The sequence below is a fragment of the Alteromonas marina genome, from assembly GCF_000808575.1.
Taxonomy (GTDB): Bacteria; Pseudomonadota; Gammaproteobacteria; order Enterobacterales; family Alteromonadaceae; genus Alteromonas; species Alteromonas marina_A.
Genome location: NZ_JWLW01000015.1, coordinates 44,635 through 66,476 on the forward strand (window position 1 = coordinate 44,635; position 21,842 = coordinate 66,476).

Here is a 21,842-nt window from a genome sequence, read left to right on the forward strand (position 1 = left end):
TTTATGAATACCTAAATCGCCGATAAAGTATCAAGGGGCCAGCGCGGCTTGGCTTGTGAAGACAAGGCCAAGGTTTCCCCAGCTTTCAAACGCTGCATGCCCGCATAGGCAATCATGGCACCATTGTCTGTACAATACGCTAAGCTAGGATAAAACACCTCACCTTTTAGCTCTTGCATCAGGGCTTTCATCTCACTGCGCAACATTGTATTTGCACTTACGCCGCCAGCAATAACCAAACGCTTCATACCAGTCTGCTTTAATGCTCGCTTACATTTTATAATAAGCGTATCAACAACGGCTTCTTGAAACGCGTAGGCAATATTGGCTTTAATTTGCTCAGCATCACCACCGGTTAGGTCAGCATCGCGAATGGTGTTTGCCGCAAAGGTTTTAAGACCGCTGAAGCTGAAATCTAGTCCTGGTCTGTCGGTCATCGGGCGAGGAAACTTATAGTGTCCCGCTTCTCCCTTTTCAGCCAATTTTGCTAAAAGAGGGCCGCCTGGGTAATCAAGGCCAAGTAACTTGGCGGTTTTATCAAAGGCTTCACCAGCGGCATCATCAATAGACTCACCAAGTACTTCATATTGACCAATGCCTTCGACTTTCACTAGCATTGAGTGGCCACCTGAAACCAATAACGCAACAAAAGGAAATTCAGGTGCGTCGTCTTCAAGCATAGGCGCTAATAAATGCCCTTCCATATGATGAACGCCCACTGCTGGCACATTCCACGCATAGGCCAATGAACGCCCGACAGACGAACCCACTAACAATGCCCCTACTAAACCTGGGCCTTGGGTAAAAGCAACACCGTCAATGTCCGACGGTTGTGTGTCGGCGTCTTCCATAGCCTTTTCAATTAAAGGAATGATCTTTCTCACGTGGTCCCGTGAGGCAAGTTCAGGTACTACGCCACCATAGTCGGCGTGCAGCTTAACTTGGCTGTATAGCTCGTGCGACAGCAACCCTTTTTCATCGTCGTAAACGGCGATGCCAGTTTCGTCACAAGATGTTTCTATTCCTAAAATACGCATGGGGAGTAACCCTTTTACTACTAACTTCAATGCCTAGTTTTTGGATCTGCTACCGTCTGCTTAATACAAAAGGTCTTCGTACCGTTGTTGCAAACCACATTGTTAACGCGAATACCAAAAACTGACTAAATAATTCTGGCGATCTGGCGCGATCATCTTTATGATCCCGCCGCGATCATAATACTACCCTAGTCAGGATTACCCAATTTCACACTTTTGATCACAATCGTCTTTCAAAAGGAAATTGAACAAGAAAACATTCTGAAAAGGGCGCTTACTACGAGCCGAGTTAAACAACCCGGTGCTTAACGAGCGCAGAGTTTACCTTTAATCCTGCATTCATGGAATGCCAGTGAACAGGTAAATGAACGGTAAATGCACAATATTGGCTATTTTTTGGCAATTCATCCTTTACTTTCTCTGTAGATATGATTAGAATTTCGCACCATTTTTAACCCGGGTGGCCTTTTTAGCGCACAATTTTACCCGGATTTACACAGTAAAAGTTTTGAGGTGAGTGTTTAATGCCTATCGTTAAAGTTAGAGAAAACGAGCCGTTTGATGTGGCGCTGCGTCGTTTTAAGCGTTCTTGTGAAAAAGCAGGTGTTCTTTCTGAAGTTCGTCGTCGTGAATTCTTCGAAAAGCCAACTTGGGAACGCAAGCGCAAGAAAGCTGCCGCTAAGAAGCGTCATCTTAAGAAGCTAGCTCGTGAAAACGCACGTCGCGTAAAACTCTACTAATATAGGGTTAAGTAACGAGTCTGAAAGGTGTTGCAATTGCAGCACCTTTCGCGTTTCTGGGCCTCTATTTTTTGGCCTTATTCTTATCGACTCCATTTTTTCCTTTTCAAATGGTTGCATTTGATTTTCAACCTGGGGCTTAATAATACCAGTCCGCATAGATTATTACCTTCTGGGTGGGCAATGACCTATGCGTATTGGTATCAGCTCAATCTACTAATAAAAAATCAGGAAACATCATGGCACTAATTGATGATTTAAAAGCAGCGCAAAAAGATGCGATGCGTGCAAAAGAAAAAGTACGTCTTGGTACTATTCGTATGGCAATGGCTGCCATTAAGCAAAAAGAAATCGATGAACAAATTACGCTAGACGATAGCGCAATCTTAGCGGTACTAACCAAAATGGTTAAGCAGCGCCAAGACGCGGCTGCACAATATGACGCAGCAAACCGCGACGACCTAGCTAGCAAAGAACGTGAAGAAATCACTTACATTGAAGATTTCTTACCTCAGCCTTTGACTGACGATGAGCTAAATGCACTTATCGACGAAACCATGGCTGCGACTGGAGCATCGGGTATGCAGGATATGGGTAAAGTCATGGGCGCCTTGAAACCTAAGGTTCAAGGCCGCACCGACATGGGTGCTTTGAGTGCAAAAATTAAGGCGCGTTTGAACGCTTAAACTCTGCCCTTTCGTAAAAGTGAAGCGTGTAGAAGGTGTGCATTGTCACACCTTCATTGTTCTCATTTTTACACTTCCCTGTTAAAGTAGATTACTGTTTTCATAATGTTGTAGCTTGTCGCTTGAAGCGTAGTTACGACTTGTGCTTTTCTCATTCTTTTTTAACTAACCCTTTTTGAAAGTACCCTCATGGCTGGAAAGATACCTCGCGATTTTATAGACGACTTGCTGTCACGTACCGATGTGGTAGAAGTGGTAGATAGCCGAGTTAAACTTAAAAAAGCAGGTAAAAACTACCAAGCGTGCTGCCCTTTTCATAACGAAAAGTCGCCATCTTTCACTGTTAGTCAAGACAAACAGTTTTACCACTGTTTCGGCTGTGGCGCTCACGGTAACGCTATCTCGTTTATTATGGAATTCGACCGCTTAGAATTTGTCGAGGCCATTGAAGAGCTAGCGCGCTATCACGGGCTTGAAGTCCCCCGTGAAAAAGGCAGTCGCCCTGCCATGAGCGAAGAGAAAAAGCAGCAACAGCAAGACGATTATGCAGTCATGGAGCAAGTTGCGCGCTTCTTCCAGCATCAGTTACGCCAAAATGGTAATAGCAAAAAAGCCATCGACTATTTGAAAAACCGTGGGTTAAGCGGCGATATCGTTAAGCTATGGGAAATTGGCTACGCGCCAGACAGTTGGGACGCACTGCTAAATACCTTTGGCAAAGATCCACAGCGCGTCAAACAGCTGGTCGATTTAAAGCTAGTCAATAAGAATGACCAAGGACGTACCTACGACTTCTTCCGCGACCGCATTATGTTTCCTATCAGGGACAAACGGGGTCGTGTGGTGGGTTTTGGTGGCCGAGTATTAGATGACGGCGGCCCTAAATACTTAAACTCGCCAGAAACCCGCATTTTCCACAAAGGCAGTGAGCTCTTTGGCTTTTATTCTGCCAGACAAAAAAATCGTAGCCTGGATACCGTCGTGATTGTAGAAGGCTACATGGACGTAGTGGCACTCAGTCAGTTCGATATTAATATTGCTACTGCTGCGCTAGGTACAGCTACCACGCCTGAACATATTCAAATGCTGGTTCGCGCTACGTCTCACATTGTGTGTTGTTACGACGGTGACCGCGCTGGTCGTGAGGCCGCATGGCGCGCGTTAGAAAACGCCCTACCCGCACTAAAAGACGGCGTACGTATTTCGTTTTTATTCTTACCCGATGGCGAAGACCCTGACACTATGGTGCGTCAGGTGGGGAAAGATGCGTTTATGGAGATGCTAAATGACGCCATGCCTTTATCCCGCTTTTTCTTTGAAAACTTATTAAAGACGCACAATGTGGGCACGCCGGAAGGTAAAATTGCCCTTAAGAAAGCGGCAATGCCGCTTATCGAGAGCACATTAGGTGATGATCAAAAGCAAATGCTGCTGGAAGAATTAGCCAAGCACACTGGCGAGTTCGATCGGTTTAAACTTCAGCAAGATATCACCAAAGCCAATCAAGGTTCGAAGCAAGCTTATTCTCCGAATCGCAATCAAGTAAACAAGCCTAAACTGTCACCGCTTCGTATGCTGATACGCTTGCTGCTTGATAAACCTGAATTAGCCACACTATGTGAAGACGTTCAAATTGATATTTTTGCGGGCAGCAACGCTGCTGGTATGGATTTATTACGCGATGTTCATCGCTATTGCGTAAGTCATCCTCAAGCAAAAACCGCGCAGCTTGTTGAAAATTTCCGCGACCATCCCCATTCTTCTACTATCGCGAAATTATTGTTACAAGAACACTTGGTTAAAGACGAGGATGCTGAACGGGTTTATAACGACAGCTTCGCTCGCTTACTGGACGGGCATTTCGATAGCCGCATTGAAACCTTAATTTCACGCTCGCGGGTTCAGCCGCTGACACAGGCGGAAAAACAGGAATTGAACCTGCTTATGAGGGAAAGACAGAAAAGTTAACCTTGGGCAAACTGACCTAGAGGTTATCCTGTTCTTCTGTAGGCTTTTGCATAAGGCTTTTTTAAACGCCTATGTTAGTGAGATTAAGTTAACAAGATTGGTTTAGCTAGAATACGCGCTGTCTGGAATACGCGCTGTAAGTATGCGCTGTTTTATAGCTTAAAAACACTGGCTAAAAAATCGGCCATCAATCTGGTAAAACCACCGTTTATTCTGCTATACTGGCTAATTCGCTGTGGGCACATATAAACGTGTCTCATTCACTATAAAGTGAACAAAAATACAGCAGCACGAGTAGCAAAGATATAGCCGAACATAACGGGCAGATCCGAACCCGAGCAGATGTGCATCGCAAAATAATGGTTTACACCAGCGTGGCATCGAGCATTAACGGCCTTGATACAAAAGCAGTACTACAGCAGAACGGGGAACATACCTAGACGTATGTTGTCTTTTCTATTGCAAACTAATTGAATGTGAGAAGTGTAGGTTATATGGCGCAAAGCAAGCAGTCTCAGATTAAACTCCTGATTGCAAAAGGTAAAGAGCAAGGTTACTTAACCTTTGCAGAAGTAAACGACCACCTGCCGCAAGATATTGTCGATTCTGATCAAATCGAAGACATAATCCGCATGATTAACGACATGGGAATTCAAGTTTCTGAATCAGCTCCTGATGCAGACGAACTTCTCATGCAAGAAGCGAATGCTGATGAAGATGCTGCAGAAGCGGCAGCTCAGGCACTAGCTACTGTAGAAAGTGAAATTGGCCGTACGACTGACCCAGTTCGCATGTACATGCGTGAAATGGGTACGGTTGAACTTCTTACTCGTGAAGGCGAAATTGAAATCGCTAAACGAATTGAAGATGGTATCAACCAGGTACAATGTTCAGTTGCTGAATACCCAGAAGCTATCACTTATCTATTAGACCAGTGGGATCTTTACGAAGCAGAAGAAATTCGCTTGAGCGACATCATCTCTGGCTTTGTTGATCCTAACGATGAGCAAGACCTTGCTCCAACGGCTACTCACGTTGGTTCTGAATTATCTGAAGAAGAGTTAGATGATGAAGACGACGATGAAGATGATGAAGACAGCGATGAAGACGATAGCGGTGTAGACCCAGAGCTAGCCCGTGAACGCTTCACTGAGCTACGTGAACAATACCTAAAAACTCGTGAAGTCATCGAGAAGAAAGGTCGTGCTCATGCTGACTCTCGCGCACAAATCAACGCATTGAGTGATGTATTCAAAGAATTCCGTCTGGTTCCAAAGCAATTCGATCGCATGGTTAAAAACATGCGCGAGATGATGGATAAAGTGCGTATTCAAGAGCGCCTTGTGATGAAGTTCTGCGTGGTTAACGCCAAAATGCCTAAGAAAGACTTCATCAAAGCATTTGCGGGCAACGAAACGTCTAATGCATGGTTACATGAAGCAGTTAAATCAGGTGCACCATACGCCGCTGACCTTGCTGTAAATCAGGAAGAAATTGAGCGCTGTATTAGCAAGATGAACCAAGTTGAACAGGAAACTGGCTTGGTGATCGCAGATATCAAAGACATCAACCGTCGCATGTCAATCGGCGAAGCGAAAGCACGCCGCGCGAAGAAAGAAATGGTTGAAGCTAACTTACGTCTTGTAATCTCAATTGCTAAGAAGTACACCAACCGTGGTCTTCAATTCCTAGACCTTATTCAAGAGGGTAACATTGGTCTAATGAAGGCGGTGGATAAGTTCGAATACCGTCGTGGTTATAAGTTCTCAACTTATGCAACGTGGTGGATTCGTCAGGCAATTACCCGTTCAATTGCTGACCAGGCGCGTACTATCCGTATCCCTGTTCACATGATTGAGACGATCAACAAGCTTAACCGTATCTCTCGTCAAATGCTTCAGGAAATGGGTCGAGAGCCTACTCCTGAAGAGTTGTCAGAGCGCATGTTAATGCCTGAAGACAAAATTCGTAAGGTACTTAAAATTGCTAAAGAGCCAATCTCGATGGAAACCCCTATCGGTGATGATGAAGATTCACATCTTGGCGACTTTATCGAGGACAGCACGATTATTCAGCCCCTCGACTCAGCAACTGGCGGTAGCTTGAAAGATGCAACGCAGGAAGTATTAGCAGGCCTTACTGCCCGTGAAGCAAAAGTACTTCGTATGCGTTTCGGTATTGACATGAATACCGACCACACGCTTGAAGAAGTAGGCAAGCAGTTTGACGTAACCCGTGAGCGTATTCGTCAAATTGAAGCGAAAGCACTGCGCAAACTTCGCCACCCTAGCCGCTCTGAGCAGCTACGTAGCTTCTTAGACGAATAGTAAAAGCATTACTTTAATAAAATCCCCGGCCTTGGCTGGGGATTTTTTTATGCCTTTGTTTTATCCTAATTCCGCTTTACTAGCGCTAGTAACAATGACTTTTGAAATGTAATTGGCGCCTACAAAAAAGCCTCCTTGCGGAGGCCCTAAATAGCATTTGATAAGGTGTTACACTCTGAATTGCTTCGCAATTGACTCAAGGTGCTGCGCCAGGTCAGCAAGCTCATTACACATGCTGCCTAATTCACCTGAACGGCTCGCTGTTTGCTCGGTACGCTCATGAATTTCATCAACGTGACGAACTATGTCAACCGCTACGGTGCGCTGGTCTTCGGTATTGTGCGCAATTTGCTCGTTCATTTGGTTAATGCGCCCAATCGTACTGGTAATGGTTTCTAGACTGCTTCCCGCTTTATTAGCCGTCTCTACACTGCTAGTTGCTTGTTCGGTACCACGAGACATTACCTCTACCGCTGAGTGAGCAGCATTTTGAAGCTGTTCAATAGTACTTTGAATTTCTTCCGTAGACTGCTGTGTGCGCGATGCTAGCGTTCTCACTTCATCTGCGACTACCGCAAAGCCTCTACCCTGTTCACCCGCTCTTGCGGCTTCAATGGCGGCATTTAGTGCTAACAGGTTGGTCTGCTCTGCAATACCTTTGATCACATCCAGCACCGAGCCAACTTTATTAGAATCAGACTCTAGACGTGCAATAACGTCTGCTGTTTCACGTACGTTCTCAGCAAGCTGCTGTATACTTGTAACGGTTTGCTGAACGATTTGACGACCTTCGCTGGCTGCTGTAGTGGCTTCGTTAGCGTCGCTTGCCGCTTGCGCAGCACTATGTGCCACCCCATCAACAGAACCGCTCATGGTGTCTACCGCTTGCTTAGCATTGGTTGCAGACCTTTGCTGCACATCGATAGTACGCTGGGTTTCTTCCGTTACACCGCGTAAGTTCTGCGCTAAATTAGATAGCGGCAAACTCGCTTCTACCACATCACGCACTACGCCTTGAAGCTTGTCCATAAACTGATTGAACCAGTATACCAGATCGCCAATTTCATCCTCGCTTTTGGTTTCTATACGAACCGTTAGGTCGCCATTTTCTTGGGCAATATCTTTAAGCGAACGAACCACGTCATCAATGCTTTGTTTAATGCCGCGAACAATAGGAACTGCGGTTCCAAACAGCAATATAGTCACAACTACGGCTAGAATTACACCCGTGCTAATTAACGAGGTATTGGCACTGTCTGTGTTTTTAAATGCTTCTTCAAATGCCGCCTGTTGAGCATCACGAAATTTAGACATAGAGGCTATGGCACCATCGTAAGACTGATTCATTTGAGCTGAGAGTTCGCCTAAACGACTGAAGTCGGCAGTGCCGTTGACCATGGACTGTGATACGTCGTAGGCAACATCGAAATAATTATCAAAGCCTGAGGAGATGCGGGAAATTTCACTACGAAACTCAGGGCTAATAGAAGCAATTTGGTTTAGGCCGCTTTTTGCTTCTTCAGCAAGTTCTTGCGCCATAGTCAGGGTATCTTGATCGCCCGTTGTCACTGCACTTGCAAGGGTATCGCGAACCTTTTGCATATCAACTAACGTTGATGCTGATAATTGAAGAGCTGGAAATTGAACTTTCTGAACTTTCTCTAGCGTTGCACCGTTATTGAGTGCGGTATAAACAGTGATAAGCAAGTAAATAACAAAACTTAGCGCTGCGATCCCTGGTATAAGGAAAATCTTAGTCGCAATTGGCATTTTTTTTAGAAAGTTCATCAGCTATCCCACTGTTTTTTATAATCGCTTAACTACGTTTCAGTGTTACCTGAAAACACGTCATATCCTAATTTATCTACCTGATAGCGAAAATCTTTAATGAAATTATGGCCTCGCACCTAGTGCGAGGCCATAACAGGTAGTTAGAACGTATAGTTTACGCCTACTTTAAGCAGTGTTGCATCATTTAGATCATTTAGATCATCTGAGTACCAAGTTACATCTGTTTTCAGAGCAAAGCCCGGTTCAACATCGTAGCGAAGGCCAACAGTTACTGCAGATACATCTAGCTTCTGCTGCGCCGCGATACCAGCAGCACCTTGGTAAATTGCAGCCCATGTTCCATCCGTTACCGCATCACCCGTAGAGATTGATGAAGGTAGTGAAGCAACCAGACCTAATTGAGTGGCGTTATCTGCTTCTTCAACTTCATAAGTAATGTGTGGAGTAAACTTACCAAAGCGCATACCAGCAGTTACATACCACGCTTTGTTATCAGCAATTACAGAACCATCTACTTCTGTTTGAGTAAACTCCGCACCAACAAACCAATCATATTTGTCGATATCAACGGCTACTTCAAAGAAAGTACCTGTATCTTCGTTTACATTAAAATCGTCAGCAACTGAAGCTGCAGTTGGAATGATAGGCCCGAACTGCGCCATGCCAGCTAGGAAGTTATCAAAGTCAGCGTTGGCAGCGCTGGTTTTACTACGCCCTAACAGAGTACGCGCACTGAACCAATCGCGCGTGGCTTCGAAAGAAACAGCAACAACGTTCTCTAACTCTAGCGCAGCTGGCGTACCAGAAATGGTAGTATCAGCCTCTACACGCCCTACAGTAAGCTGTGCGCCGTATTCCCAGTCACCTGAGTAATTCATATAGTCAACGCGCACACCGTCAATGTTGTTAAAGTCAATACCGTAAACAGCATCTGGAGGTGTTAGCCAGTGGTATGAATAACCGATATCTAATGACGCAGAGTATTTAAATAGCGGCATACGAAGACGACCCGCACTAATGTTGAAATTATTGTTCAACGCGTAGGTCATGTACGCCCATTCGAAATCAGCGTCGTAATCTTCACTGCCACGGCCAACTAGCTGAGCAGTAGCAGAAAGCTTGTCGCTTACATCGCCGCGCACCTGAAGTCCAAATACACTAGCAGGGTCGAAGTTAAAGTCGCTGTCGTAGTCGTATACTGACTCGTCATCGTCTAGTGTCATACCACCAATAAGATTTGCAAAGCCGTTAATTTGAATATCAGCCAGTGCCGGAGTAGCTAACAGGCCGGCTATAGATAAGATAGCAAGTTTGGTTTTCATGCGTGTTCCTTAAATTCTTTGTATAAACGGTCAGTTAAAAGGTAGCGACTACTCGTACGCTGTCGTTAACAGCGCCTGCGTCGACGTAACCAATAGCGCCAGGATTACCTGCTACAGCAGATATCACTTCTGCGTCGCTACCTAATGCTTTTGGTGGTTGACCTTTACCGGTAAATACGAGCTTTGACCAAAACGCAGTAAGCTGTGCTGCAGTTTTGTTTAATACTTTTCCGTTAAATTCATCAGTGGCGGCTTGCCCTTCTGCTAGCGCAACAGGTTCAGCTTGTGTACCGCTAGGAAAAGCTTTTGCTTTATTTAAGAAAAGTCGGCTAATGCTATCTTTGTCTAGCGCATCTCCATTGCTGGGATGCACGATGACTGCTACATCAGCAATCGCAACGTTGCAGCAAAGTCCTGCTGCAAGTATCCATTTTTTCATCATATGTCCTCTGGAGTCTGTGTGAATGCTAGCTCATCGCTCTTTGCTATTTATGAAGGCGCTAAAAACGACTTTTGCGTATTTGAGCGATTAAAAGCAAGCATGTACTTGAGTGTCCAAACATTTACAACGAAGTAAGTATTGGTCACAAATACAATATTCGCCACTTTAAGCTTTAAATTTTTACCTTATGTAAATTAATAACTTATATATGCATTTGGGAATGGCGCGCAGTGTAGTGAAAGTAGAAAGTTAAACAACTATACAATTGTCTAATGTATACCTTTGAAACTTATAGTTACCTATAAGCAAGTTAAATAGATGACCCAATTGGGATTATAATCATCTAAAATCAATAACTTGAAATCAGGAAGACAGGCATTACAAGTGATGGAAACCTATATTTCAGTATGAAAATGCATACCTTAAGGTTATCCAGTTTGCGCCAACGAATGTTGGCGACTGAGTGAAATTCAAACAAAAAACAGTGGGGCGAGCCGTTAAGACTCGCCTTTTTTATAGGACATCGCTTTCTCCAGCTCGTCAATTTTATTGGTTCGCTGCATTGGAGAGCCTGTATTTCTTGCTAGCCAACTGTACGCAGTTGGAACCACGTAGAGGGTCATAAATATTGATAGAAGCACACCCGAAAAAATAACCATACCGATCACCATTCTGCTCTCAGCGCCTGGCCCAGAGGCAAGTACAAGAGGCAGCGAGCTAAATACCGTGGTAAAGCCAGTCATCACTATGGGTCTTAAACGCTGGGCGGCTGCTCGCTTAAGTGCTTGTTCAAACTCCATACCAGCGTCGCGAAGTTGATTAGCAAACTCCACAATCAGAATACCGTTTTTGGCAGCAAGTCCAATAAGCATAACCAAACCAATTTGACTGTAGATATTAATCGTCATATTGCTGAAAAACAGCCCAATGTAGGCACCAACCAAGGCCAGCGGCACGGTGAGCATAATAACCAATGGGTGTACCCAGCTTTCAAACTGCGCTGCTAATATTAAATAAGTCACAGCAAGCGCCAACATGAAAACATAAACAAATGAGTTACCCGCCTCTTGATAAAGTTGAGACTCACCTTTGTAATCAATAGAAACATTGTCTGGCAATTCAGTGGCAACAATATCTTCTAAGTATGTAAGCGCTTCTCCCAATGTATAGCCATCTGCCAGATTCGCCGAAATAGTCACAGCACGCATTCGGTTGTAACGATTAAGCTGCGCTGACGTAGCTTGCTCTTCAAACGTTAACAAGTTATCCATGGGAATCAGTTCACCGGTTCGAGAAGAGCGCACATATAAATTCTCAATGCTGTTAGGGCTTCGAAAATCTTCCTCTATACCTTCCATGATGACATCGTATTCTTCCCCTCTATCGAGGAAAGTCGACACCCTACGCTGCCCAAGCATGACCTCTAACGTACCACCAATATCACTAATTGATACGCCCAAGTCTGCTGCCCGGTCACGATTTATATTTACTAACAGCTGGGGTGACGTCTCCTTGTAGTCAGAGTCTAGTCGAATCAGCCCTGGGTTTTGCGCGGCTTTTTGTATTACCGTGTCGCGCCACTCAACTAGGTTTTCGTAGGTGTCCCCTTGAAGAACAAACTGAACAGGGCGGCCTAGTCCACCTCCCGATATACCGCTACGCATAATTGCAAAAGCACGGACGTCAGGTACATTGTTTAGCTTGGCACTAATTTCATCCATTAAAGAAAATGTACTGAAATCTCGTTTGTCCCAGTCTGCAGAGCCAACTATCGCAATCCCCGCATTTCCTCCGAAACCAGGTGTTCTAACCAACAGACGATTAATTTTACCGCTTTCTCGATAGGGCATTAGAATGCTCTCGATTTGTTCGAGGTTTCTTGCATTACTCTCAAAACTTGCGCCCTCTTGCGCATTCATTAAGATAAAAAAGTTGCCTCTGTCTTCTTTAGGCACAAACTCACTTGGCACTTTCTCTGAAAGCTGAACTAACGCTACAACCGCAATTGCTAGTAAAAGTAACATTAGAATGGGTTGATGGAGTGTTTTGCCTAACGTATTAAAATAGCCTGTTTCTAGCTGTGTAAACCGCTTGTCCATCCAACTACCAAAGCCAGAAGAACGGGGGCGCTTTTTGAGTATTTTTGACGCCATCATGGGGGATAGCGTGAGAGCCGTGAAACTTGAAAATGCCACTGCTGCAGCAATGGCCAACGCAAATTCGGTAAATAACCGTCCAATATTTCCTTCAAGAAATACCAATGGAACAAACACAGAAATCAACACTAACGTTGTGGCAATTACGGCAAAACCTACCTCTCTGGCCCCTCGATAGGCAGCCAAAATAGGCGGCTCTCCCATTTCTATGCGTCGATAGATGTTCTCAAGCACAACAATAGCGTCATCCACTACAAGGCCAATGGCTAATACCATAGCAAGTAGCGTAAGTAGGTTAATTGAGAAGCCCAGCGCATACATCACAATAAATGCGGCGATAATAGAGACAGGGACAGTGACCGCGGGGATAAGCGTTGCGCGAATATTCCCCAGGAAAAGGTAAATCACGATCACTACCATTAGCATTGCGATAGCCAGTGTCTCATACACTTCGTCAATCGACGCTTCGATAAACACCGACGAATCGTAGCTTGGCACAATAAAGATATTATCTGGCAAGGTAGCTTCTATTCTTTCAATTTGCGCTTTCGCTGCGCGGGCTACTTCAAGTGTGTTTGCCTTTGATTGCTTGATAATACCAAGCCCTATCATGTTAACGCCATCGCCACGAAACTCGGTTTCGTCATCTTCGGCGGTTAACTCAACATTAGCAATTTCACCAAGTCGCACAAGATAACCGTTGTCTCCTACGGCAACCGTTAGCGCCGCGAAGTCGTCAGGTGTTAGAAAGGTGCGTGCTACGCGAACTTCGAAGTTGCGGTCCGTACTTTCTACTTCACCTGCTGGTAATTCTACATTTTCAGCACGTATAACTTGCTCTACATCACTTACGGTTATGCCTCTAGCCGCCATAGCATTGCGGTCTAAGAACACTTTCATGGCATACCGTCTTCCACCGCCAATTTGTATACGGGCCACGCCATCTACAATCGAAAGCCTATCCACTAATACCCGCTCAGCGTAATCTGTCAGCTCCATGGTATTAAGGTTCGTGCTTCTAAGGTTGTACCACACCACGGCACTTTCATCTGAGTTCGCTTTCGATACTTCTGGTGGGTCGGCTTGGTCTGGCAGGTTATTGAGTGCGCGACTTACTCGCTCGCGCACGTCATTCGCGGCAGCATCAATATCACGAGAGAGCTTAAATTCAATGGTAATGTCTGAACGACCATTACGAGACGTAGATGTAACGTTTTTAATCCCCTCAATACCTGAAATTCTGTCTTCTAATAGCTGGGTAATTCGGGTTTCCACTATGTTCGCGGAGGCGCCCGTGTAGGTTGTACTTACCGATACAATAGGCGGGTCAATGTCTGGGTATTCGCGCAAACTCAGCATGGAAAAAGCGACAATACCAAAAATAATCAGCAGTAGATTGATTACGGTTGCAAAAACCGGGCGCTTCACAGAAACGTCTGACAATAACATGACTGCGTGCCTCCTAGCGGTTTAACACATTAACTGGAGACTGATCGCGCACGCGAAGTGTACCTTCGGTTATCACTTCGTCTCCTTCGTTCAACCCGTTAACAATTTGTACTAGCCCTGGGCGGCGTTCGCCTATTTTCACTTCTGTTTGATGGGCAACATCATCTTTAACCACATAAACGTATTGCTTATCTTGTACTGGAACTAATGCTTTTTCCGGTAGGACTAAGGCGTTAAGCACACGTTTTTCTACCACCACTGTAAGCAACATTCCCGGGCGAAGGCGCCCGTCTTGATTGTCAATGGTTGCGCGCACGCGAATGGAGCGACTAATGGGATCAAGGCGTGTATCGATATTGGTGATTTTCCCCGTAAATGCTTCCCCAGGATAAGCCACTGAGGATGCACTAACCGACTGTCCTTTCGCCACGCTTGCAAGGTGATTTTCAGCAATACTGAAGTCAACTTTAATGAGACTAATGTCATCTAAACTAGTAATGGTGTCTCCGGGCTGTACTAGTGAACCAATGCTGATTTCACGGTTGCCTAAAAACCCACTAAATGGCGCGCGAACTTGAAGGTCATTAAGCTGAGCCAAGGCAATGTCTAACTGGGCTTGTAGCGCTTTCACTCGGGCTTGTTGTTCATCGAGAAGTTGTTCAGACGTTGCATTTGACTGACGCAGGTCAGCGATACGGGTAAACTGACGTTTAGCTTCATCAATATTTGCTTTTAGCTCTTCTACTCTAGCCCGCTCTTCGGTGTTATTAAGCTGCACCAGAAGCTCGCCTTCTACTACTTTATCGCCATCATTAAAGTTTATTGCCTTTACCGTATCGGTAACTTGTGCAGTGACATTTACTGACTCGTTTGCGGTAGCCGTACCCAGTGACTCTATGGTGATAGGAAAGGCTTGAGACGAAACAACGCCCGTTTTAACTGGCGTAGCTCTTGCGCCGGCGTTTTGTTTACTTTCTTCCTGAGGCATATTCAAATACACCACAACGCCAGCAAGTAGCACCACGCCTAGTAACAAGGGTGATAACGATAATCGTAAAGACATAACCTTTCCTATTGGTAAAATAGTATTCCTTTGAGCAAGAATTTTTTAAGCGCTCAACGGACACTCAAGTACACAAATTCGCTTAACGTTAAACGTGAGCGTTCCCAAACATTGTTTCGTGTACCGCGTTATTATTGTTTGTTGTGTTATTTTTATTTTTGCGTAGAGTCTGTGTGGTAAAAATGATTACTTTTAAAACAATTACAAACAGACACTAGAGTATTTTACCCAAATCAATGGTCATCTTATTTCGCTTATCAGCTATATTTGCTGTTTTAACGCTTTTCGCATGTTCAAAATCTTCACCTAGCTCTCCAATGTGCCGCGTTTCAGAAGCGCTTTTATCTGAAAGTGTGCACATTGGTAGTAGTATGGCCGAATCTCCTGTTGGCGCTGCCTGTTTAATAAAAACCGGGAACAAGGTACTGATGGTAGAACATCGGCTGTCTGGTAAATTAGACTTTCCAGGCGGAACTTCGGATAAGAATGAATCGCTTGCCTGTACCGCTCACCGGGAAACATGGGAAGAAACTGGCTTCAATGTAGAAGTTAGCGCGTATCTCTTTACGACCTCTAACGGCTTAGTCATATTTGGTTGTGATGTAGACGCCGGCATTGAACGCCTTCCTGACACCTTCGATGCTCCATCATGGGCAAAACTAGAGGTAGTAAGATTGGTTAAAGTAGACCCGTTTATGCTAGACCACGATGCATTGAGATTTGCTGACGATCTTATTCCCTTGCGCGATGGCTACACCCAATTCGATATAACGCAGCACTGACAAAGCATTGTTCATTGTTGCGGGTATTGGTAAATTGTCGCTATAAAACAAACAGGAGAAGTGGCTTGTTTTCACTCCCAACCTTAAGCCTAAAAGGCAAAGTCTCTGATCAAGAATGGCAAACTCGTGTCGATTTAGCCGCGTGCTATCGATTGGTTGCAGATATGCGATGGGGCGACCTTATTTACACGCATATTTCAGCCAAGGTACCGGGCACTGATTACTACTTGGTTAACGCCTTTGGCCTGACATTTGACGAGGTTACTGCCTCTAACCTGGTTAAAGTCGATTTAGAAGGCAACATCCTTGACGATACGCCTTACGGTATTAACCCTGCTGGCTTTACCATTCACAGTGCTATCCACGAAGTGCGCCACGATGCCCAGTGTGTTATTCATCTGCATACACTAGCCACAATATCAGTCGCATCGATTAAAGGCGGACTTAAGCCGTGGAGCCAGTATTCAATGTTTTCACTACCGTCACTGTCTTATCACAGCTACGAAGGTTTAGCCGTTGATGATAGTGAAAAGAAACGTTTGCAGGACGACCTTGGCGACACTAACCATATGCTTTTGCCTAATCACGGCGGTCTAACCCTTGGCCCCACCGTTGGCGACGCCTTTATGCGCTTTTACGATTTGCAACGTGCGTGCGAAATTCAGCTTGCCCTGATGCAATCTAATGAAGAGGTTATCGAGATACCGCAAAGCATTATTGATGGCATATACGCACAGGCCAATGTGGTGCACAGCGGCGAAACAGGCGGCCAAAAAGCATGGCCTGCCATGCTTCGCAAAGCTTACAAACTAGACCCGGGCTTTTGCGAATAATTTAGCTTAGCCAGCTAAACGCCAACTTATTTCAAACAGGAATTGTTTATACATTATGAAAGTCACCAAAGTAGAAATTTTTGATATCGAATGCCCTAAGCGCCCTCAGTGGAACCCGGTTTTCGTACGCGTTTACACCGACGAAGGTATTACCGGTGTGGGCGAAGCAGGACTGGCTTATGATTGGGGTCACAGCGCCGCTGCACACATGATTAAAGAAATTGCCGAAGCCATGCTGATTGGCTTTAATCCTTTTCACACTGAACTGCTGTGGTCGAGAATGCTGCGCGAAGGCTTTTGGGGATTAGGCGGCGGCCCGGTTATTTATGCTGCGATGAGCGCTATTGATACTGCACTTTGGGACATTAAAGGCAAAGCGCTTGGCTTACCGGTTTACGAATTACTGGGTGGCAAAACTAATGGCAAGCTTCGTAGCTACGCCAGCCAGCTTCAGTTTGATTGGGACAAAGAAGTGGCCAAGCTTAACGACCCTGCTGACTATGCTCGCGCCACTGAAAAAGCACTTAAAGATGGTTACGATGCGGTTAAAGTTGACCCCATCGTTTACGATAAAGACGGCAACACCCACTTCGACAGAACCAAGCTTTTCACTAAGCCCGAGCTTAAACTTTTCAAATCCCGCCTTCAGGCGATTAGAGACACAATGGGCGAAGATGGCGACATCATCTTTGAATGTCACAGCTTATTAGGTGCATCAACGGCTATCCAGCTGGGTGACATCGTTGAAGAAATTGGCTGTCTATATTACGAAGAGCCAGTGAATTACCTTAACTCAAAGCTTCACGACAAAGTAGCGAAGAACGTGAACGTGCCTATTGCGGGCGGTGAGCGCCTGTACCATCGCTGGGATGTACGCCCTTACCTTGAAGACCAATCTATTGATGTACTTCAACCTGACGTTGGCCTTTGTGGCGGTTTCACCGAAGCGAAAAAGGTGTGTGACTATGCCGACATTTACGATGTACGTATTCAGGCTCACGTTTGCGGTGGCCCTGTTGCAACAGCGGCAAGCCTACATCTAGAAACGGCCATTCCAAACTTCTTAATTCACGAGCACCATACCTACGCTATCAAAGACTGGAACCGTGAACTTTGCATTCAAGATCCTCAGCCAGTAAACGGCTTTATTGAAGCGCCTGACACACCGGGAATTGGTATCGATCTAAACGATGAGGTGGTTTATCGCTCGCCGCACATGACGGTGACTGCGCTTAAATAAAGCTGAAACCCAACGGGTTTATTGAAGGCAATAAACCCTAGGCTAGTTCAGCAGCTTAAGTAAGCTAGCTTTATGCGATGTCGTACCATCGCTTCGCATTTTCGTACAGCAGCGCCGCTTTTTGAGTTACAGAAAGCGGCGTTGTCATATCAATGAATCCATGCCAAAGCGCGGCATACGGCATTCGCCACTGACACAGCGGGAAGTTGCTGGCAAACATCATGTGATCTGTGCCAACGGTGTCCAGCAAGGTTTCAAAAATATAAGACGCACGTTGCCACAACCAACGGCGCTCTTGCATTTCTAATCCTGAGAACTTAAACACAACTTGCTGCGTTTCATTCAAGTCGCGAATATTCTGCCCCCATGTTTTAAACGCAAAGCTATTTACCTCAATCGGCGCTATTGCAGCATGGTTTATAGCTACGTTTAATGCAGGCGTTTGCTCTATAACCTTAAGCAATGCGCGCACAGTATTGCTATCTGCAAGGTTTAACTGCGCTTCAAAAGACAAGCCTTGCGACGCCATATGATGAAGCCCCCATTTAACTTTAGGGGTGCGTAAAAGTACTTCAGCATCGTCATCTAATATATGACGAAGCCCACGTATTGAGCGGTACTGCTTTAGCTTATCGATATGACTGCCGACATTATTTCCTGTTAAATCGATACACCCAACTGAGCGGAATGGCAGCGTACAATGACGCTCCAAGAACGCAATTTCACGCCAGGGTCTTTCGTTATCGTAACCCGCTTCAATGTGAACAAAACCGCCTAACAGCCCTAACGACGCGCGATAGAGCATGTGCTCTGTAGTATGTTTTGCAATCGCTTTTTTATCTGGCCAAAAAGGGGCATTGGCTGGTTTCAGCCAATCATAGTGCCCTTCGTTTAAGGCAAAGAAGTGAATATGAGGGTCTATCCAAGTGATTGAAGGCTTGCTCATCGTTGTTCATAAAACCTTGGTTTATGCTATTGCTGATAAGGCATTTCGCGTTGCTTTTCTGTTCAGCTCTTTCTATTGTGCTGTGTAGCCCCCATCCACCGCATACAAGCTACCCGTGATGAACGACGCTTTGCTACTGCATAGGAAATAAGTCAATTCAGCTACGTCTTCGGGCTGGCCCAAACGTCCAATAGGTTGTGCAGCGGCTTCTTCAGCTACCACTTCATTTTTATCTGCCCCAGAACGTGCCACATAATTATCAATGGCGTTATGAAATAGCGGTGTTTCGATGGTACCCGGGCATACCGCGTTAACGCGGATATTATAGGGTGCGTAGTCAAGCGCGGTGGTTTTCGCCATAGACGCCAACGCACCTTTGCTGACACCGTAGGCGAACGAATTGCGCTTTCCGATAAAGGACTGATCTGAGCCCATCACCACAATCGCGCCGCTGCCCTGCTCTTTCATGGTTGGCAGGCAAGACTTAATCGCGCCATACGCCCCTTTTACGTTCAAGTTTAGTACCTTATCAAGCAGCGCTTCATCAGTGTCTTCAATAGTTGCTGAAACATGTATACCGGCATTACAAACCAATGCGTCTATGCGTTGATAAGAACTAATAACCTCATTCACCGCGGCTTCAATATTACGCACAACACTTACATCACACGGCTTCCAGATAGCATTAGGTAACGCTTGCTCAAAGTCTCTGATATCTAAATTAATGACTTGATAACCGTTTTGACTAAACAGCTTGCATACCGCAAAACCGATACCCAAGCTTCCCCCCGTTACAATGCAAACCGGGATCTGCGCATCATCACTGCTATGTTTAAGGTTTTTCTTCGCGCTTTCTGGATTCATGTTTTTATGTACCGTGTTGCTTGTGCGTATGTGAACGGGTTATTTCAATGTAGGCTAAGCATGCCAGTGAGAATTTGAATTGCAAGCGAGCTTACCACTTGAGTTCACTTTTCTATATTAACATCAATGCGTCAGTCATCATCATCAGAGCCTGTGTGACCTTTGCTGCACATTTAAAGTCCACGAGTCTTGGAAAACCTATGTGTTTCTCTCATATCAGTCCGCATAGATCATTACCCACATCATCCAAATTTATTATTAACTTTCCTTTAACGGACTATTCGGACTACGCTTTTTGTGACTATAATAGACAAAATTAAAACACTTGTTTGAAAAAGGAGTCATCCATGCCTCTGTACCACGCCCCTACGACTGATTTTCAGTTCTTGTTAAAAGACTGGCTTGGACTTGATGCTCACTACGAAAAGCTCGGTATCAGCGACTTTGATAGCGAACTTGCCAACGAAATTATTGCACAGGGTGCAAAGTTTGCTTTGGATGTGGTTGCCCCTCTTAACCGTGAAGGCGATGAAGAAGGCTGTACGCTAAAAGACGGCAGCATTACCACGCCTAAAGGCTTCGCTGATGCCTATCAGGAATATATTGCTAACGGCTGGAATGCAATGCTAGGTACTGCCGAGTACGACGGGCAAGACTTACCGTACACCATGGCTGTGCCTGTTCACGAAATGCTAAACGCGGCGAACTTAAGCTGGCGTTTAACCACCATGCTTACTGAAAGCGCAACACTTGCGGTTACTAAGCACGCCAGTAAAGAATTAAAAGATATCTACCTTGCTAAGCTAATCAGCGGTGAGTGGACAGGTACCATGAACCTGACCGAACCTCACGCAGGAACAGATTTGAGCTTGCTTAGTACCAAAGCTGAGCCACAAGGCGACGGCAGCTATAAAGTCACCGGTAATAAGATCTTCATTACTGCAGGTGATCACGATTGGAGTTCGAACGTTATTCACCTTGTTCTGGCTCGTCTACCCGACGCCCCTAAAGGCGTTAAGGGTATCAGCTTATTCTTAGTGCCCAAGTTCCTTCCAGATGCCAGCAATGAGCCTGGCGAGGCGAACAGCTTGTCAGTGGGAAGCATCGAACACAAAATGGGGATCAAAGCGAGCCCGACTTGTGTGATGAATTTTGACGGTGCAACGGGTTACCTTGTTGGTGAAGAAAACCAAGGCCTAGCATGTATGTTCACCATGATGAACGATGCACGCTTCCAAGTAGGTCTGCAAGGTTTAGGGGCGGCAGAAGCCTCTTACCAAGGCGCGCTGACCTATGCCCGCGAACGCGTTCAGTCTCGCGCACCTCAGGGAATTCAAAATCCAGAAGGCAAAGCAGACCCAATCGTCTTTCAACCTGACGTAGCGCGTATGTTACTAACGCAGAAATCACTGATTGAAGGTTGCCGTGCACTTTCACTTTTCTACGCAAAATTCATGGACGTAGAGAAGCTTGGTGAAGGCCAAGAAAAAGAAGATGCCGATAAGATACTTCAGTTTCTAACTCCAATCTGTAAAGCCTTTATGACGGATATGGGTCTTGAAACCACTAGTCTAGGTGTACAGGTATTTGGTGGTCACGGCTTTATTCGTGAATGGGGTATGGAACAACTTATGCGCGACGTGCGCATTGCTATGTTATATGAAGGTACCAACGGTATTCAGGCGTTAGACCTTATTGGCCGTAAGCTTACCCGAGATGGCGGCCAGATGATGGAAGCGACCTATAATGCGTTTAACGCTTTGGTTAGCGACATTCAAGACAGTGAGGCGAAGGGTCTGGCTCAAGGTATTCTTGATGACTGGCGTGCATCTTCAGCCGATTGCTTAGGTATGGATGCCACCACTGCTGCTGCAGCTGCTTGTGATTACCTAGCATACAGCGCCTATTCATTAATTGGTGTACTGTGGTACAGCATGGCCGACAAAGCGCAAGCTTCAGGTAACGCGGTACTTGCAGCGTCTAAGGTGAAGACACGTGACTTCTATATGGAACGTATCTTTGTGCGTCGCGATGCGCACAAAGCCGCTTATAAAGCTGGTCCTGAAAGTACCCTTGCAATATCAGGTAATGAGTTTGATTATCTGTAAGCAGCTTGTATTTCTATAGCCCATGAAATATGGGTTCTGAACACAAAAAAGGTCACTATATGTGACCTTTTTTACTATGATTTGAACG

General features: G+C 45.4%; 16 protein-coding genes. 8 read left to right on the forward strand and 8 right to left on the reverse strand.

The window, feature by feature from the left end:
* Nucleotides 1-11: 11 nt before the first annotated feature.
* Complete coding sequence (gene tsaD, locus RJ41_RS09605; protein WP_039219843.1) at nucleotides 12-1,037, reverse strand: tRNA (adenosine(37)-N6)-threonylcarbamoyltransferase complex transferase subunit TsaD; 1,026 nt, start codon at nucleotides 1,035-1,037, stop codon at nucleotides 12-14.
* A gap of 524 nt (nucleotides 1,038-1,561) precedes the next feature.
* Between tsaD and rpsU the strand changes: the two genes are divergently transcribed.
* From rpsU to rpoD, 4 genes are all read left to right on the forward strand, one after another.
* A complete protein-coding gene (gene rpsU / locus RJ41_RS09610; RefSeq protein WP_012517258.1) occupies nucleotides 1,562-1,777 on the forward strand; it encodes a 30S ribosomal protein S21 in 216 nt (71 codons plus the stop codon).
* A 239-nt stretch (nucleotides 1,778-2,016) separates the two neighbouring features.
* Nucleotides 2,017-2,463 carry a GatB/YqeY domain-containing protein gene (locus RJ41_RS09615; protein ID WP_012517256.1) on the forward strand — a complete coding sequence of 149 codons (447 nt, stop codon included), beginning with the start codon at nucleotides 2,017-2,019 and terminating at the stop codon, nucleotides 2,461-2,463.
* A 189-nt stretch (nucleotides 2,464-2,652) separates the two neighbouring features.
* The gene (gene dnaG / locus RJ41_RS09620) at nucleotides 2,653-4,431 is read left to right on the forward strand and encodes a DNA primase (RefSeq protein WP_039219851.1); all 1,779 of its coding nucleotides are present in this window, start codon (nucleotides 2,653-2,655) and stop codon (nucleotides 4,429-4,431) included.
* 494 nt (nucleotides 4,432-4,925) lie between these two features.
* Entirely contained in the window at nucleotides 4,926-6,758 is a 1,833-nt protein-coding gene (gene rpoD, locus RJ41_RS09625) for an RNA polymerase sigma factor RpoD (protein WP_039219853.1), read from the forward strand.
* A gap of 168 nt (nucleotides 6,759-6,926) precedes the next feature.
* Here the strand turns inward: rpoD and RJ41_RS09630 are convergent, their stop codons facing one another.
* The 5 genes from RJ41_RS09630 to RJ41_RS09650 all read right to left on the reverse strand — a co-directional run bounded on the left by RJ41_RS09630 (nucleotide 6,927) and on the right by RJ41_RS09650 (nucleotide 14,981).
* Nucleotides 6,927-8,546, reverse strand: a complete 1,620-nt coding sequence (locus RJ41_RS09630; protein WP_039219856.1) for a methyl-accepting chemotaxis protein — start codon at nucleotides 8,544-8,546, stop codon at nucleotides 6,927-6,929.
* A 143-nt stretch (nucleotides 8,547-8,689) separates the two neighbouring features.
* Nucleotides 8,690-9,871 (reverse strand): topoisomerase IV, encoded by a 1,182-nt coding sequence (locus RJ41_RS09635; RefSeq protein ID WP_039219859.1) that lies wholly within the window; start codon nucleotides 9,869-9,871, stop codon nucleotides 8,690-8,692.
* 34 nt (nucleotides 9,872-9,905) lie between these two features.
* Nucleotides 9,906-10,310 carry a type 2 periplasmic-binding domain-containing protein gene (locus RJ41_RS09640; RefSeq protein WP_039219861.1) on the reverse strand — a complete coding sequence of 135 codons (405 nt, stop codon included), beginning with the start codon at nucleotides 10,308-10,310 and terminating at the stop codon, nucleotides 9,906-9,908.
* Nucleotides 10,311-10,810: 500 nt separating this feature from the next.
* Nucleotides 10,811-13,918, reverse strand: coding sequence for an efflux RND transporter permease subunit (locus RJ41_RS09645; protein ID WP_039219863.1), 3,108 nt, complete (start codon nucleotides 13,916-13,918; stop codon nucleotides 10,811-10,813).
* Between the two features lie 13 nt (nucleotides 13,919-13,931).
* A complete protein-coding gene (locus RJ41_RS09650) occupies nucleotides 13,932-14,981 on the reverse strand; it encodes an efflux RND transporter periplasmic adaptor subunit (protein ID WP_039219866.1) in 1,050 nt (349 codons plus the stop codon).
* A 371-nt stretch (nucleotides 14,982-15,352) separates the two neighbouring features.
* On the opposite strand from RJ41_RS09650, the gene RJ41_RS09655 reads away from it, so the two are divergent.
* The 3 genes from RJ41_RS09655 to RJ41_RS09665 all read left to right on the forward strand — a co-directional run bounded on the left by RJ41_RS09655 (nucleotide 15,353) and on the right by RJ41_RS09665 (nucleotide 17,836).
* Nucleotides 15,353-15,763 (forward strand): NUDIX hydrolase, encoded by a 411-nt coding sequence (locus RJ41_RS09655; protein ID WP_240485770.1) that lies wholly within the window; start codon nucleotides 15,353-15,355, stop codon nucleotides 15,761-15,763.
* A gap of 65 nt (nucleotides 15,764-15,828) precedes the next feature.
* A complete protein-coding gene (locus RJ41_RS09660; protein WP_039219870.1) occupies nucleotides 15,829-16,596 on the forward strand; it encodes a class II aldolase/adducin family protein in 768 nt (255 codons plus the stop codon).
* A gap of 55 nt (nucleotides 16,597-16,651) precedes the next feature.
* Nucleotides 16,652-17,836 (forward strand): mandelate racemase/muconate lactonizing enzyme family protein, encoded by a 1,185-nt coding sequence (locus RJ41_RS09665; RefSeq protein ID WP_039219872.1) that lies wholly within the window; start codon nucleotides 16,652-16,654, stop codon nucleotides 17,834-17,836.
* Between the two features lie 70 nt (nucleotides 17,837-17,906).
* On the opposite strand, the gene RJ41_RS09670 is transcribed toward RJ41_RS09665, so the two are convergent.
* Nucleotides 17,907-18,782, reverse strand: coding sequence for an amidohydrolase family protein (locus RJ41_RS09670; RefSeq protein WP_039219875.1), 876 nt, complete (start codon nucleotides 18,780-18,782; stop codon nucleotides 17,907-17,909).
* A gap of 72 nt (nucleotides 18,783-18,854) precedes the next feature.
* Nucleotides 18,855-19,646, reverse strand: coding sequence for an SDR family NAD(P)-dependent oxidoreductase (locus RJ41_RS09675; RefSeq protein WP_039219878.1), 792 nt, complete (start codon nucleotides 19,644-19,646; stop codon nucleotides 18,855-18,857).
* A gap of 347 nt (nucleotides 19,647-19,993) precedes the next feature.
* On the opposite strand from RJ41_RS09675, the gene RJ41_RS09680 reads away from it, so the two are divergent.
* The gene (locus RJ41_RS09680) at nucleotides 19,994-21,754 is read left to right on the forward strand and encodes an acyl-CoA dehydrogenase family protein (protein ID WP_039219881.1); all 1,761 of its coding nucleotides are present in this window, start codon (nucleotides 19,994-19,996) and stop codon (nucleotides 21,752-21,754) included.
* Nucleotides 21,755-21,842: the final 88 nt, after the last annotated feature.

Coding starts and splice junctions, on each gene's coding strand:
- tsaD (WP_039219843.1), bottom strand. CDS start 1,037: ATGCGTATTTTAGGAATAGAAACATCTTGTGACGAAACTGGCATCGCC.
- rpsU (WP_012517258.1), top strand. CDS start 1,562: ATGCCTATCGTTAAAGTTAGAGAAAACGAGCCGTTTGATGTGGCGCTG.
- RJ41_RS09615 (WP_012517256.1), top strand. CDS start 2,017: ATGGCACTAATTGATGATTTAAAAGCAGCGCAAAAAGATGCGATGCGT.
- dnaG (WP_039219851.1), top strand. CDS start 2,653: ATGGCTGGAAAGATACCTCGCGATTTTATAGACGACTTGCTGTCACGT.
- rpoD (WP_039219853.1), top strand. CDS start 4,926: ATGGCGCAAAGCAAGCAGTCTCAGATTAAACTCCTGATTGCAAAAGGT.
- RJ41_RS09630 (WP_039219856.1), bottom strand. CDS start 8,546: ATGAACTTTCTAAAAAAAATGCCAATTGCGACTAAGATTTTCCTTATA.
- RJ41_RS09635 (WP_039219859.1), bottom strand. CDS start 9,871: ATGAAAACCAAACTTGCTATCTTATCTATAGCCGGCCTGTTAGCTACT.
- RJ41_RS09640 (WP_039219861.1), bottom strand. CDS start 10,310: ATGAAAAAATGGATACTTGCAGCAGGACTTTGCTGCAACGTTGCGATT.
- RJ41_RS09645 (WP_039219863.1), bottom strand. CDS start 13,918: ATGTTATTGTCAGACGTTTCTGTGAAGCGCCCGGTTTTTGCAACCGTA.
- RJ41_RS09650 (WP_039219866.1), bottom strand. CDS start 14,981: ATGTCTTTACGATTATCGTTATCACCCTTGTTACTAGGCGTGGTGCTA.
- RJ41_RS09655 (WP_240485770.1), top strand. CDS start 15,353: ATGGCCGAATCTCCTGTTGGCGCTGCCTGTTTAATAAAAACCGGGAAC.
- RJ41_RS09665 (WP_039219872.1), top strand. CDS start 16,652: ATGAAAGTCACCAAAGTAGAAATTTTTGATATCGAATGCCCTAAGCGC.
- RJ41_RS09670 (WP_039219875.1), bottom strand. CDS start 18,782: ATGAGCAAGCCTTCAATCACTTGGATAGACCCTCATATTCACTTCTTT.
- RJ41_RS09675 (WP_039219878.1), bottom strand. CDS start 19,646: ATGAATCCAGAAAGCGCGAAGAAAAACCTTAAACATAGCAGTGATGAT.
- RJ41_RS09680 (WP_039219881.1), top strand. CDS start 19,994: ATGCCTCTGTACCACGCCCCTACGACTGATTTTCAGTTCTTGTTAAAA.